The organism is Haloferula sp. BvORR071 (assembly GCF_000739615.1).
In the GTDB taxonomy this organism is placed as follows: domain Bacteria; phylum Verrucomicrobiota; class Verrucomicrobiia; order Verrucomicrobiales; family Akkermansiaceae; genus Haloferula.
In genome coordinates, this window is record NZ_BATP01000007.1 from 252,208 (window position 1) to 265,299 (window position 13,092).

12 protein-coding genes are annotated in these 13,092 nt (G+C 62.0%); 9 read left to right on the top strand and 3 right to left on the bottom strand.

Annotated features, from left to right (window positions below; translation table 11 throughout):
• Window positions 1-9: 9 nt before the first annotated feature.
• From BV071_RS06345 to BV071_RS35210, 5 genes are all read left to right on the top strand, one after another.
• Window positions 10-1,869, top strand: coding sequence for a DUF1592 domain-containing protein (locus BV071_RS06345; protein ID WP_052572969.1), 1,860 nt, complete (start codon window positions 10-12; stop codon window positions 1,867-1,869).
• Window positions 1,866-2,273, top strand: coding sequence for a hypothetical protein (locus BV071_RS06350; protein ID WP_035603565.1), 408 nt, complete (start codon window positions 1,866-1,868; stop codon window positions 2,271-2,273). Before BV071_RS06345 ends, BV071_RS06350 begins: the two co-directional genes overlap by 4 nt.
• A 28-nt stretch (window positions 2,274-2,301) precedes the next feature.
• Window positions 2,302-3,708, top strand: coding sequence for a DUF1552 domain-containing protein (locus tag BV071_RS06355; RefSeq protein WP_052572970.1), 1,407 nt, complete (start codon window positions 2,302-2,304; stop codon window positions 3,706-3,708).
• 331 nt (window positions 3,709-4,039) lie between these two features.
• Entirely contained in the window at window positions 4,040-6,778 is a 2,739-nt protein-coding gene (locus BV071_RS06360) for a right-handed parallel beta-helix repeat-containing protein (RefSeq protein ID WP_035603568.1), read from the top strand.
• A gap of 106 nt (window positions 6,779-6,884) precedes the next feature.
• Complete coding sequence (locus tag BV071_RS35210; protein WP_265594130.1) at window positions 6,885-7,055, top strand: hypothetical protein; 171 nt, start codon at window positions 6,885-6,887, stop codon at window positions 7,053-7,055.
• A gap of 138 nt (window positions 7,056-7,193) precedes the next feature.
• Here BV071_RS35210 and BV071_RS06365 read toward each other — a convergent pair whose 3' ends face one another.
• Window positions 7,194-7,703, bottom strand: a complete 510-nt coding sequence (locus BV071_RS06365; RefSeq protein ID WP_035603571.1) for a hypothetical protein — start codon at window positions 7,701-7,703, stop codon at window positions 7,194-7,196.
• 220 nt (window positions 7,704-7,923) lie between these two features.
• On the bottom strand, window positions 7,924-9,444 hold the full coding sequence (locus BV071_RS06370; RefSeq protein WP_035603572.1) for an FAD-dependent oxidoreductase: 1,521 nt from the start codon (window positions 9,442-9,444) through the stop codon (window positions 7,924-7,926).
• Window positions 9,445-9,617: 173 nt separating this feature from the next.
• On the opposite strand from BV071_RS06370, the gene BV071_RS06375 reads away from it, so the two are divergent.
• On the top strand, window positions 9,618-9,830 hold the full coding sequence (locus tag BV071_RS06375) for a hypothetical protein (protein ID WP_035603575.1): 213 nt from the start codon (window positions 9,618-9,620) through the stop codon (window positions 9,828-9,830).
• 485 nt (window positions 9,831-10,315) lie between these two features.
• Here the strand turns inward: BV071_RS06375 and BV071_RS06385 are convergent, their stop codons facing one another.
• Entirely contained in the window at window positions 10,316-11,533 is a 1,218-nt protein-coding gene (locus BV071_RS06385) for an alpha/beta hydrolase (protein WP_265594131.1), read from the bottom strand.
• Window positions 11,534-11,575: 42 nt separating this feature from the next.
• Between BV071_RS06385 and BV071_RS35215 the strand changes: the two genes are divergently transcribed.
• The 3 genes from BV071_RS35215 to BV071_RS34710 all read left to right on the top strand — a co-directional run bounded on the left by BV071_RS35215 (window position 11,576) and on the right by BV071_RS34710 (window position 13,062).
• On the top strand, window positions 11,576-11,740 hold the full coding sequence (locus BV071_RS35215; RefSeq protein WP_265594132.1) for a hypothetical protein: 165 nt from the start codon (window positions 11,576-11,578) through the stop codon (window positions 11,738-11,740).
• Between the two features lie 82 nt (window positions 11,741-11,822).
• Complete coding sequence (locus BV071_RS35220; RefSeq protein WP_035603579.1) at window positions 11,823-12,278, top strand: hypothetical protein; 456 nt, start codon at window positions 11,823-11,825, stop codon at window positions 12,276-12,278.
• Window positions 12,279-12,306: 28 nt separating this feature from the next.
• Complete coding sequence (locus BV071_RS34710; protein WP_265594133.1) at window positions 12,307-13,062, top strand: DUF2383 domain-containing protein; 756 nt, start codon at window positions 12,307-12,309, stop codon at window positions 13,060-13,062.
• The last annotated feature ends 30 nt before the right edge of the window (window positions 13,063-13,092 follow it).

Sequence of the window (13,092 nt, forward strand, 5' to 3'; positions counted from 1 at the left end):
GCCTGCCCTGTGTTCATTCGTCCCGTCATCATTGCTTTCCTCACATCTTCCCTGAGCGGGGTGGCGGCGGATTCCTTTGCGGACAAGGCGACACCGCTGCTGTCGCGCTATTGCTACGACTGCCACGGGGAGAAGAAGCAGAAGGGCGGGATCGAGGTGCAGCACTTGCTCTCGACCGAGAGCGCGTTCCGGAACCACCGTTTCCTGGAGAACATCGCGAAGCAGGTGGAAGACGGCGACATGCCGCCGGATGACGAGGACAAGCTGCCGACGGAGGAAGAGCGCAAGGCGCTGGTGGCGGAGATCCGCGGGGTGCTAGGCAAGCTGGAGCGCGGCGATTTCCCGCGCAATCCGGGACGCAGCACGGTGCGGCGGCTGAACCGCAACGAATACAACAACACCGTCCGCGATCTCTTCGGCATCGATTTCCAGGCGGGCAAAGATTTCCCCTCCGACGGAGCGGGCGGAGAGGGCTTCGACAATGTTGGCGATGCCCTCTTCGTCCAACCCTCGCTGATGGAAAAGTATCTCGCGGCCTCCAAGAAGGTGATGGCGGCGATCTACGAAGACCCGAAGCACCTTGAGCGGGTGATCATCGCCAAGCCGAATGACAAGACTCCGCCAGACCAAGCGGCGCGGACGGTGCTGCTCACGCATGCCTCGCTGGCCTTCCGCAAGCGGGTGACGGACGAGGACCTCGCACCCCTGTTGAATGCCTTCAACGAGCGCTTGGCAGGCGGTGAGGCATATGAGGATGCGCTGCGGGTGCCGCTGCAATCGCTGCTGGTACATCCCGCCTTCCTGTTCCGAATCGAGGAGGATCAGGCGGGCAAGGAGGAGTGGAGGGTGAATGACTTCGAGCTGGCGACGCGGCTGTCCTACTTCCTGTGGGCCTCGATGCCGGACCGCCGGCTGCTGAAGCTGGCGGATGAGGGCAAGCTCTCTGAGCCCGCGACCTTGCGGGCGGAAGCAGTGCGGATGCTCGCAGATCCGAAGGCCGAAAGCCTGGCGCGGAACTTCGCGGGGCAGTGGCTGGGCTTCGAGGAGCTGCGCGAGAATTCGGAGCCGGATACCAAGCGCTTCCCCACCTTCACGCAGAACCTGCGGGTCGCGATGTACCGGGAGTCGGTGGAGTTCTTCAATTACCTGGTCCAAGCGAACCGTCCGGCGAGCGAGCTGATCAATGCCAGCTACACCTTCGTGAATGCCGAACTGGCCCAGCATTACGGCATCACCGGCGTAAGCGGCAGCCAGATGCAAAAGGTGGAGCTCAGTGATCCGAACCGCGGCGGGGTGATCGGCCAAGCCTCGATCCTGACCGCGACCTCGCTGCCGCTGCGGACTAGCCCGGTGAAGCGCGGGAAGTGGATCCTGGACACCCTGCTGGGAACGCCGCCACCCCCACCCCCGCCCGACGCCGGGGTGCTGCCCGGCGATGACAAGTCCACCAGCGGCCTATCCTTCCGGGCGACCTTGGAGATGCACCGCAAGAGAGCCACCTGCGCCGCCTGCCACGAGAAAATCGACCCGCTGGGCTTCGGGCTGGAGAATTTCGACGCGATCGGGCGCTGGCGGACTACGGACGCGAACGGAGCGCCGATCGACTCCAAGGCGGTCCTGCCGGGAGACATTGCATTTTCAACCCCGGCGGAGCTGAAAAAGCTACTGGCGGGGTCCGATGATCTTTTTCTTCGCAATCTTGCAAGAAAGATACTCGGCTACTCGTTGGGAAGACCGCTGGAGTATTACGATGAGCCGGTCATCTCCGAGCTGGTCGTCAAGCTCCGCAAGGATGAGCTGAAGATGCAGACCCTGATCCTGTCAGTGGTCGAATCCCAGCCCTTCCAAAACCGCAGCGCGAAGCGATGAAGATCCTCACCAAGGCCGCCTGGAAGCCTCTCCGGAACCCGGAGTTCGCTTGTCCGGGGCTGCTGATGCTCTTGATCGGACTCACCGTAGGACCGGGGATCTGGCTCGTCTTGGGCGGCAGCGGCGGTCTGATGTATTCACTGATTTCGGGCCTGTTGATCCTGACCGGTCTCACGGTGCTGATGAAAAGCCGCCTGGGCACGGTGCTACTGCTGGTGGTGCTGATCCTCGGGTTCTACGACGCCGTTGGGGAAATCGAAGTCTCTTGGTCGTTGCTGCCACGCGCTGTGCTCGGCTTGCTCTTCTGGGGCTCGATGTTCGGCTGTGTGGTGAGCCAGCTTGAGTTCCATCGCGCGCGTCGGGAACGCCGGGAACACGAATTCGTGCTGCCACCCCAGCGCTGAAGCTTATATCCTGCAGGCGATCCGACCGATGGCGAATATCCAATCCCAGAAGTGGCTGATGCCGCGCCGCAGCTTTCTGCGCGGAGCGGGTGCAACCCTGGCGCTGCCCCTTCTCGATGCGATGCAACCGCTGATGGCGGCGAGCAAGGGGGGATCGCTGCCGATCAGAATCGCGCTGCTCTACATGCCGAACGGGGTGCGGTCGGACCGATGGACGCCAGATGGCAAGGGCCGGAACTTCACACTCTCTCCCATTCTCTCGCCGCTCGAGAAGCACAAGCAGGAGCTGCTGATCCTGACCGGCCTGCAAAACAAGGCCTCCTTCACCGGTGACGGGCACTATGTGAAAACCGGTGGCTGGCTGACGGGTACCACGATCACAAAGACGACCGGCTCTGACATCGCCGCGGGCGCGACCTCGATGGACCAGATCGCGGCGCAGCAGATCGGCAGAGACAGCAAGCTGCCCTCGCTGGAACTGGGCACGGAGCCGGTGGCCACGGGGATCGACACGAACGTCAACTACACGCGTCTCTACGCCTCACACATCGCGTGGAAAACCTCCACCGTGCCGCTGCCCTGCGAGATCAACCCGCGGGTTGCCTTCGACCGGCTCTTCCGCGGGCGTTCGAAGGGTGGCGAGAAGCAAGCCAGCGATGACAAGTCGGTGCTCGATCTGGTGAGCACGGATGCGAAGCGCTTGCAATCGAAGCTGGGCCAAGCGGACAAGAGCAAGTTGGACCAGTATCTGGAATCGATCCGCGAGGTAGAGCGCCGCATCGAGGCGGAGGCCGCGACGCTGGGCGCCGGGGAGAACCTGCCGCCGGAACTGCTCAAGCAGCTGGACGAACTCGACAAGCGGATCTCGAAGGGCATGGGCAAGGCCTCGCGCGAGGAGGAGCTGAACTCACGCCCGCGCTTCGACCACGCGGAGCACTGCCGGATCATGATGGACCTGATGGTGTTGGCCTTCTGGTCGGACTCCACGCGGGTCTCCACTTTCATGTTTGGCAACGACGTGACCGGGCGGAACTTCTCCTTCCTGGAAGGGGTGAACGGTGGGCACCACGATCTCTCCCACCACAGCAACGACATCAACAAGCTCGACCAGTATGAGAAGATCAACCGCTGGCACGTGGAGCAATACGCCTACATGCTGGACCGGATGAAGGAGCTCAAGGAGGGCGACAGCAATCTACTGGAGCGCTCGATGGTGGGCTTCGGCTCGCCGATCCGCGATGGCAATTCCCATGATCCGCACAATGTGCCGATCGTGATTGCAGGTGGCTCCAAGGCGGGGCTGAACAATGGCAGCCATGAGGTCTACGACCAGGGCACCCCGCTCTGCGCGCTCTGGCTCGGCATGCTGGAGAAGGCAGGGGTGAAGGTGAAGGATCTCGGGGATGCGAACGGGGCTTTGAGGGGTTTGGGCTGAAGGTGGTCGTTGAAAAGGGTGGCGGAGTGGCGAGCGGTTGGATCAGGCTTTCAGCCCTCCTTGTTGCTTTGCGGCAGAGTTACTAGCGCGTTGCCCTAGGCTGGTATAGGGCGGGCCTTTGGCCCTCTGGAAAGCCAGGGCTGCGCTAGCGCTTGCCTTGGGCTATCTCCCGGCCGCCTCTTCGAGGTTTCGGAATGCGTGAGGCTCGGGATGCAGGAGCCAGTCGGCCCTTTTCCGGAAATTTTGGTATTTCCTGTTAGGAAAGACGGGAAGCGATCACAATGGGAGGATGCGAAGACTGCGCCGTGCCCTCCCGGCTTGCTTGGTGTTGATGGGTTTCGGCCTATCCCACGAGACCCACGCCGCCATCTTGACCGTGACCAGCCTTGCCGATACGGGCCCGGGAACGCTGCGCGATCAAATCGCGGCGGCGGCTTCGGGTGATACCATCGATTTCAGTGTGACGGGCACCATCACGCTGACAAGCAGCGGCCATATCAACATCGCCAAGGATCTCACGATCGCCGGGCCGGGCGCGGGCAGCCTGATCGTGAAACGGATCAATTATGCCACTTCGATTTTCGACATCAGCAGCGGCAGCGTCGGCATCTCCGGCATCACGCTGACGGACGGCAACGGCAACGGCATCACCGATAGCGCTGGCTTTCAGAGTTATGGCGGTGCCATCTACATGACCGGTGGCACGCTGACGATTGCCGACACGACGTTCTCCGCCAATGGCGCGACCAACGGCGGCGCGATCTACATGGCCGCCGGCACCCTGGCGGTAACCGGCAGCACCCTTTCCAACAACAACGCCGAAAACGGCGGGGCGATCTACGTCGCCGGCGGGACCCTGACGATCGGGAGCAGCACGATTTCCGGCAACACCGCCGCCGCAGGCGGGGGCATCATCAACTCCGGCACGGCAACGATCACGGACAGCACCATCTCGGGGAATACCGCGAACGCCGACGCACTCGGCCTGGGCGGAGGAGTCCTCAATACCCATGTGATGACGATCCGTAACTGCACGATCTCGGCCAACCGTTCCTTGTCCGTCCACGATTCAGCCCAACCCGGTGGCGGCGGCATCAACAACTTCGACAGCGGTTGTACGCTGGCGATCGCGAACAGCACGATCACCGGCAATTCGGCGCGGCTCGGCGGTGGCATCAAAAGCCAGGGAACGCTGAACCTTTCGAACACCATCGTGGCCGGCAACACCGCGAGTTCGGGTCCAGACATCTACGACATCTTCGGCAGCACCGGGGGCTCGTACAACATCATCGGGCAGTCCCCCTTGCTCGGGCCGCTGCAAAACAACGGCGGCCCGACGAAAACCCACGCGCCGCTGGCGGGCAGCCCGGCGATTGACGCGGGTGACCCGGCCTTCGATGCCACGAGCACGCCTTACGACCAGCGCGGAGCGAACTTTCCGCGGATCAAGAAGGGACGTGTGTGCATCGGCGCGGTGGAATCGGATCTCGACCAAGGCAGCAGCCTCGTCGTCGACTCGCTGGCGGATCACGACGACGGCACTGCGGGCGCCAACGATTGCACCCTGCGGGAAGCGGTTCGATACGTATCCCCCGGCGGCACCATCACCTTCAGCGTGACGGGTCAGATCACCCTGACGGGCGGCGAGATGGTGATCGCCAAAAACCTGACGATCGCCGGCCCGGCGGGTGTGCCCGGAGTCACGATTTCAGGCAATCATGCCAGCCGCATTTTCAGCGTCACCCAAGGCACGGTGAATGTCTCGAACACGGTGAATTTCTCCAACCTGACCCTGAGCGAGGGAAACGGGGTCGGAGCCATCAACAGCGGCGCCGGTGGTGCGATCTACTCCGGCAACTTCACGCCGCCCATTGTCATTACCGTGACGAACTGCACGCTCTCCGGCAATCAGACCACCTTGGTCGGCGGCGCGCTTCGCAACGGCGGCACGATGGCCGTCACGAACTGCACTCTGGCCGACAACAGTTCCGCCCTCAGCGCCGGCGCCATTCAAAACAGCGGCTCACTGACACTGACCAACAGCACCTTTTCCTCCAACAGCACGACCGGCTCCAGCCCCAACGGCAGCGGCGGAGCTCTGCGCAGCAGCAGCAATCTGACAGTGACGGGCTGCACCTTTGCAGGCAACAGTGCTTCCATCAAAGGCGGCGCCATCGACATCGCCGCCGGCACGGCGAGCCTGTCCAACACGATCGTGGCGGGCAACAGCGCGCCCACCGGCCCGGACCTCAGCGGCAGCGTCGGCGCTGGCGATTGCAATCTGGTGCAGAACCCGTCCGGCGTCACGCTGGCCGGCACTCACAACCTCACCGGGCAAGCCGCCAACCTGGGGGCGCTGGCCGACAACGGCGGCCCCACCCACACGTTCGAGCTTCTCACAGGCAGCCCGGCCATCAACGCGGGCAGCAACGCCCTGATCCCGGGCGGCGTCACCACGGACCAGCGGAGTTTCGCCCGCGTGGATAGCGGAACGGTGGACATCGGCGCCTATGAACTCGATGTCACTCCGCCTTCGGTCACCATCAACCAAGCCGCCGGCCAGAGCGATCCGACCATCTCGACCCCCATTCATTTCACCGTCGTCTTTAGCGAGGCGGTCACCGGCTTCACGACAGGAGATGTCATCCTGAGCGGCAGCGCCGGGGCAACGACCGCAACGGTCACGGGGAGTGGCCCGAACTACGATGTTGCTGTCACCGGCATGACTTGGAACGGCACCGTGATCGCGACGATTGCCGCAGGCGTTGCCCTCGATTTATCCGCGAACGGCAACACGATTGCCACGAGCAGCGACAATGCGATTTCCTACAGCAGTGCGGAAACGGTGCAAAACAGCGGCTCGATCCGTGCGGAAGTAGGTGGCGGATTTACCGTCGGCTTTATCGGAAACGCCGGGCAGGAATATACGATCCAGTTCAGTTCGGACTTAGCCCCCGGCGACTGGCAGACACTGAGAACACAGGCGGCCGATTCATCCGGAGTGATCTCGTTCCTCGACACCCCACCGAGCGGCACGCCGCGGCGCTTCTATCGCCTTCTCCTGCCCTGAGTCGGCCAAGGCGGCGGGTTTGGATGACGTGATTATTCCGATCGCACCGATGCTCCTGCGTTGGGAATACAAGCTTCGCTATTGACTGACGAGCCACCCGCACCATGTGCCGATCGTGATCGCGGGTGGTTCAAAGGCAGGGCTGAACAATGGCAGCCACGAGGTCTATGAGCAGGGCACGCCGCTGTGCGCCTTGTGGCTCGGGATGCTGGAGAAGGCCGGGGTGAAGGTGAAGGATTTGGGGGATGCGAACGGGGTGTTGAAGGGCTTGGGTTAGGGTCTTAGGTATTGTCAGGAACGTGATCCCAATCCGGCTCGACGTGAGGCAGCATGGATTGTCGTGGGCTGACAAAAGAAAAAGCCCGCAGCCCATCAGGTGAGATGAGGTGCGGGCGGGGTTGAATCAAAGCTCCCTTTACTTCGTGGCCGGCTTCGGTTCGGCGGCAGGCTTCTTGTCCTCGGGCTTGACGCGCTTTTCGGTGATCTGCTCGCCGGCGGTCTCGTCCTTGTAGGTGAATTCCTTGTCGGTGAGGGAGATGATGGTCTGGGCGATCTTGGTGCCCACGGGCATCATCTCGGGCATGCTGCACTCGATGATCTCGACGCTCATCTTGTTCTTCTCGATGCTCCACTTGGCCTTCATGGTGACCTGCATCTTCTGGCCTTGGACGTCCATGTTGAGCTCAGCCGAAGCCTTGCCGTCTTCGGTGTAGGTGGTGAGGCCATGGCCGACCATCGGCCCCTGCTTGATGTCCTGGCGCCAGGTGCCGAGGATACCCTTGGCATAGTCGGCTTCCTTCACGGGAGTGCCAGCGGCCTCCTTTGGGGCTTCCTTGGGTGCTTCGGGGGCCTTGGTCTGGGCGAGAGCAGCGGGGGCGGCGAGGAGGAAAGAGAAGGAGGCGAGGAGGGCAAGGCGAGGTTTCATGATACTTGCTCGATTGAAGCGTGTTATGGTTTTCAGTGATGGTATCGCGCTTGATCGCGATATGACCGCTGCACTGTGGAGAGTGGCGGGAATCCTGCAAGATGAAGCGGGGATTCACGGAAATTTCACGCAGCGAATAGGCCGTGACGGGAGCGCTTCCAAATGAAGCTTTTCCACGAACCCATCCCCTCGCTCTGTGCGATGCTGCTAGCACTCCTCTCTATCCTGCGGGAGTATCACCGTTCCACTGCCAGCCGGGGTGACGAACGAAGGCAAGGGTGTCCTTCACGTCGAGGCCAGCGAGGGCCATTGCGCTGAACTGCTGGCGGCGCGCTTCGAAACGCTGGCGTTCCTGCTCGGGCGCGGTGTAGCTCGCGCGATGGGGAATCTGATTGCCGACCAGCATTACCAGATGGCCCTCAAGGCCGAAGTCATTCTGCATCCCGGACAGGCGGTAACGGCAGAAACCGGTCGGCCCGTTCTCCTGGTAGAAATCCAGCAGACTGGCCGCATTGCCAAGGTTCGTCTCGGCGCGGCAATGCTCCCAGAAGGATGTCTGCGGTGCGTTGTTCAGCTTGTAGTGGAGCGCGAGGAAGTCGCGGATATCCGTCCAAGCCTTGCCCGTGAGCTCATTGAAGAGATCGCGCAGTGAAGGCGTGGGCCGGAAGCGGCTGCGATTGAGGATCTCCACCAAGGTCTGGAGGTTGCCACAGACGATCATCAGCGCTGTCGCCTCCAAGGGCTCGACGAAGCCACCGGCATTCCCGATCGCCACGACGTTCTCGACCCACTGGCGGCGGTAGCAGCCGCTGCGGAATTTCACGATCCGCGGCGACTTTGGAGCCTTGGGATTCTTGCGCAGGAATTCCTCGGCTGCCTGCTCATCGCTGATGAAGGAGGAGGAATAGACGTAGCCACGGTTCACATGGTGCTCGTGCTCGATCTGCCAGGCCCAGCCAGCATCCATCTGCTCGGCGGTGGTGTAGGGCAAGATCGGTTCCTCCGCGCGGTCCCAACCGCCGACCACGGCGCGGTCGCAGAAAAGTGCGTCCGAGAAGCTGATGTATTCCTCCTGCAGCACCTTGCCGAGGAGCTCGCTGCGGAAGCCGCTGGCATCGATGAAGAAGTCTGCGGCCAAGCGCTGACCGTCTTCCAGATGCACGGCGGCAACGCCACCACCCGGCAAGCGATCGGCACCGGTTACCTTGCCATCGATGATCTCAACGCCGCTGGCGCGCGCGGCTTCCTCGAGGACATGGACGAGCTTCTCGTTCTCGATGTGGAAGGCGTGCCAGCCCTGGATGTCCGGACAGCCGTTGTCTTGCTTCGCGAAGGCCTTGCCATGCCACATCAGTGCGCCCGGCAGGCTGAGGCAGCGGAAGTCGTCATCGCAATAAAAGCCGTTCGGCATGCGCAGATCGGGCGCGGCGAAATCGAGCTGCTGATCGAAGCTATAGTCGAAGCGCCCGCGGGTGCCCCAGAGGAAGCGGATGCCGAGCTTCCATGTGGGCTCGGCATGGGCATGGAAGTGCTTCCGGTTCAGCCCGAGGTAGTCGAAGAGATGCTGCGGGAAATTCGGCGTGGTCCCCTCACCCACCCCGATAACGCCGATATCCGGACTGCGGACAATGCGGACGCCGAGGTGAGGCAGCTTGCGTTTCAGCGAGAGGGCGGCCAGCAAGCCGGCACTGCCCGCGCCGAGCACGAGCACATCTTGGATCAGGGGAGGCGAATCGGGCATGGGTTTGACGATAATTCACCCTTACTCGCTGCCGTGGTCAATCCGTGAGCGAGGCAGCCATGGCAAGGCTCTGGACGACTGCTGCGACACGCAAGCCATTCTGCCATCGAAAATAGCTGGTTTGAAGGCGAATCGGCAGCGAGCCTGGGAAGAAGAGAACTCCCGATCTCCCTATGATGATCCGCCCTGCCAAACCCGCCGATCTGCCTTTGATCTTGTCCTTGCTGGATGCGGTCTTCGCGCCGAGCCGCTGTGAGTCGCGGTTGGTCGAGCTGGCGATGCAGACGTCGGAAAGAACGCGGCACGGCTGGGTGATGGGAAAAGATGAGAATGGAGATATCATCGGTTACCTCCTCTACACGCGGCCACGCATGATCTGGCGATGATCGGCCATCATCTGGCACCGGTGGCGATTGCCCCCGGAGAAGCAGAATTCAGCACTGGGCTCCCAGCTGATCCGGCACACGCTGAAGGAGCAACCGATTGCGGGAGCAGTCGTATTCGTGCTGGGAGATCCCGGGTTTTACGAGCGCTTCGGGTTTAGGCCGGTGGTGAAGGCGCGCTGCCCCTATGACGAGAGCAATGAGCATTTCCGGGCGCTCGGGTGGGAAGATGAAGGGGAGGAGTTTGAGGTGGGGTATGATGTGGTCTTCGGGGGCGGAGTGAGATTTGAAATTTGAGATTTGGAATTTCAGAGAGCAGCCCTCGTGGAGAGCGAGAAGAGGTCGGGTAAAAACCTTCTGAAAGAAGGAGTCCGCCCAAAAAACCGACGCCCTGAGGCGGCATTCAACAAAAAGGCCCCGCGGCGGATGCCACGGGGCCCAGCAAAGGATTGGATGCTCGTTGGATGAAGAGAGCGTCGGTCGATCCCTTACTCTGCTACGGCGGGCGGCTGCTTGCCGATAGCCGGGGACTTATCCTTGCCGTCGAAGGCGGCCTTGAGGTTCGCGGCGGCGAAGTCCATGGCATCCTGGGCGGCACCTACGACGGCACCCATGCCGAAGAATTCGTGGGTCACGCCTTCGTAGTTCTTGTAGTCGACCTTCACGCCATCGGCCTCGAGCTTCTTGGCAAGCATCTCGCCATCGGAGCGCAAGGGGTCGATGTCAGCGGTGATGATCGTAGTGGGAGGCAAACCGGCGAGGGTCTTCGCTTCGAGCAGGTTGATCTGATGATTCTTCCAGTCCTCAACCTTGGAGAGCGTTTGGTCGAAGAACCACTTCATCATGGCGGCATTCAGTGGCGCGGCCTGGGCGTGTTGCCTGTAGGACTCGCCATCCATGGCGGTGGTCGCGACTGGATAGACGAGCACCTGATGAATGGGCATCTGCATGCCTTTGTCCTGGGCCATCATGCTGAGGGCAACGGCCATGTTGCCGCCGGCGCTTTCGCCAACGACGGCAACGCGCGAGGCATCGCCACTCCACTTGCCGGCATTCTCGAGAGTCCACTGGTAGGCGCCGAAGACATCTTCATGAGCGGCGGGGAACTTGTGCTCCGGTGCGTGGCGGTAGTCGGTGGAGATGACCAAAGCATGCACGGATTTACTGAGAGCGTGGGCGCTGGCGTCGTAGGTATCCAGATCGGCGAGGACCCAGCCGCCGCCGTGGATGTAGAGGATCACCGGGAAAGGCCCGTCACCCTCGGGGCGATAGACGCGGCCATCGACACTACCGGTGGAGAGCTTGATGCTGACGTTATCGGTCTTTCCGGATTTGTCCGCTTTGACGCCGTTCTTCTCCATTACCTTCTTCACCGCATCGGCGGGCGATGGCTGCTTGCGAGCGTCCTTCGGTGAAAGCTCGGTGACGGGCTTGCCGCCCAAGGCGGTGAGCTGATCAAGGACGGCCTGCATCTGGTCATTGGGTTTGGCTCGTGGAGCTTCGGCCTTCGCCTCTGCCTTGGGCTCGGCGGGCGGAGTGTGAACTTCGCTGCCTTTGATCGCCTCTTCGCCAGCGACCGGACTATTCACTCCCGGCTCGGGGCCATCGGCCGCGTAGAGAGGGGTGAGCGAAATGGAACTGCTGGCGGCGAGCAGCAAGGCAAGGCGACCGGTATGGGGAAAAGGAAAAGCAATCGTTGGTTTCATGGTGTTTGACTAGTTGATGTCCGGAATGCTTCCGCTCGCACCATGCCAGACGGCGAGGCCTTGATTTCATGGGCTTTCGTGGCGGGGCAGCGTCTCGAGCACACGCAAATCGCAGAGGAGGGCTGGGCGTTTCGCCTCGGCGATCCCGCATTGCAAAATGCCTCAATCAAACACGCATCGCGCACCGCAAAAGTGGTGATGCCTTGATAGGCCGGATCCTTAGTGGCAGCGAGCCAAGCACTTGCGATGGCAATCGGGATGGCGCGGGGTCTGCGAAAGCCCCTGCGTCATGAATACACGAGCAAGTGATCACTACACATCGCATGGCGAGGATTTGGAAGCGGACTCGCGCGACAAGCGCGCCTCAAGGGACATTCCACAGCCCGTCGACACGGAATCGCACTGGAACGATCTCCATCGTTCGAACGGCTTCCGCCAAGAGTTTATGGAAAAGGCGCGCCGCCATGTGCGCAATGCTTCCATCGCCGACATCGCGGGGGCCGCTCTTGCCGGTTTGGCGCTCGGCTACATCCTCTTCTCGCCACGGCGTAGCAACGGCCTGCGGCAGATGCTGCTGGGCTCCATGACGGATGCCAACAAGGGTGCCCACGACGCATGGGATAGCCTGCGCCACAACCGCACGCTCTCCGATCTCGGCGATCGCGTGGTCAACTTCAGCGATCACGTGGGTGACCGCTTTTCCGATCTCGCCGACCGCGCGGCGAAGCTACGACGCCGCTGGTAAATCCACTCATCCCCCAACCTTACCCACCGTGAATATTCCACGAGCAAAGGACCTCCACCCGGATCAATGGGTGGAGCAGAAGATGAACAGCGGCAAGCAGCGGTTGCAGGAAGCCCGCGCTGAAGTTGAAAGCGCGGTTGTAAAGCATCCGCTTGGTTCGCTGGCCGCCGGCTTCGGCGTCGGCTATCTGGCGCGCAGCCTGCCGCTGGGTCGTCTGGTCGGCGGCACGCTGCGGGCGGTGGTTCCATTCATTCCACATGCCTTGTTGGCCATAGGGGCGGCGCGCGCGTGGGAAATCGCGCAAAACAGCCGCGTGCCGCGACCGCAACGGATGGTCTCGCCGGAGCGAGCCTGCATTGATGCCTGCAATCAACTGTTGCGGGGCGAGATCGCCGCGATCGAGACCTACACTCAAGCAATCTCCTCCTTCAGTGCCGACCGTGAAACCCCGTCGCTCCGCCACATCCTGGCGGTGCACGAGGACAACGCGAGTCGCCTACGACAGCACATTGCGGAAATGGGAGGCGATGCCTCCTTCAGCTCCGGGATGTGGGGTGGCTTTGCGAAGGCACTTGAAGGAGGTGCTTTGGCTTTGGGCGATTCTCCGGCACTGGCAGTACTGCAGGCCGGTGAAGAGCATGGCGTCCGCGAGTATGAAGAAGCCCTGCAGGATCCCGGCGTGATGGAGTCCATGAAGAACGTGATCCGCCTGCATATGCTGCCGCGGAGCCAAGAGAACGTGAACACGCTACTGCGGCTGAAGAAGCAGCAGGCAGTGATGTAAGAAACCGGATCACCCTGATACAATCCAAGC

Coding starts and splice junctions, on each gene's coding strand:
- BV071_RS35220 (WP_035603579.1), top strand. CDS start 11,823: ATGAATACACGAGCAAGTGATCACTACACATCGCATGGCGAGGATTTG.
- BV071_RS06365 (WP_035603571.1), bottom strand. CDS start 7,703: ATGAAACCTCGCCTTGCCCTCCTCGCCTCCTTCTCTTTCCTCCTCGCC.
- BV071_RS06385 (WP_265594131.1), bottom strand. CDS start 11,533: ATGAAACCAACGATTGCTTTTCCTTTTCCCCATACCGGTCGCCTTGCC.
- BV071_RS06370 (WP_035603572.1), bottom strand. CDS start 9,444: ATGCCCGATTCGCCTCCCCTGATCCAAGATGTGCTCGTGCTCGGCGCG.
- BV071_RS06375 (WP_035603575.1), top strand. CDS start 9,618: ATGATGATCCGCCCTGCCAAACCCGCCGATCTGCCTTTGATCTTGTCC.
- BV071_RS06355 (WP_052572970.1), top strand. CDS start 2,302: ATGGCGAATATCCAATCCCAGAAGTGGCTGATGCCGCGCCGCAGCTTT.
- BV071_RS35215 (WP_265594132.1), top strand. CDS start 11,576: ATGCCAGACGGCGAGGCCTTGATTTCATGGGCTTTCGTGGCGGGGCAG.
- BV071_RS06350 (WP_035603565.1), top strand. CDS start 1,866: ATGAAGATCCTCACCAAGGCCGCCTGGAAGCCTCTCCGGAACCCGGAG.
- BV071_RS06360 (WP_035603568.1), top strand. CDS start 4,040: ATGGGTTTCGGCCTATCCCACGAGACCCACGCCGCCATCTTGACCGTG.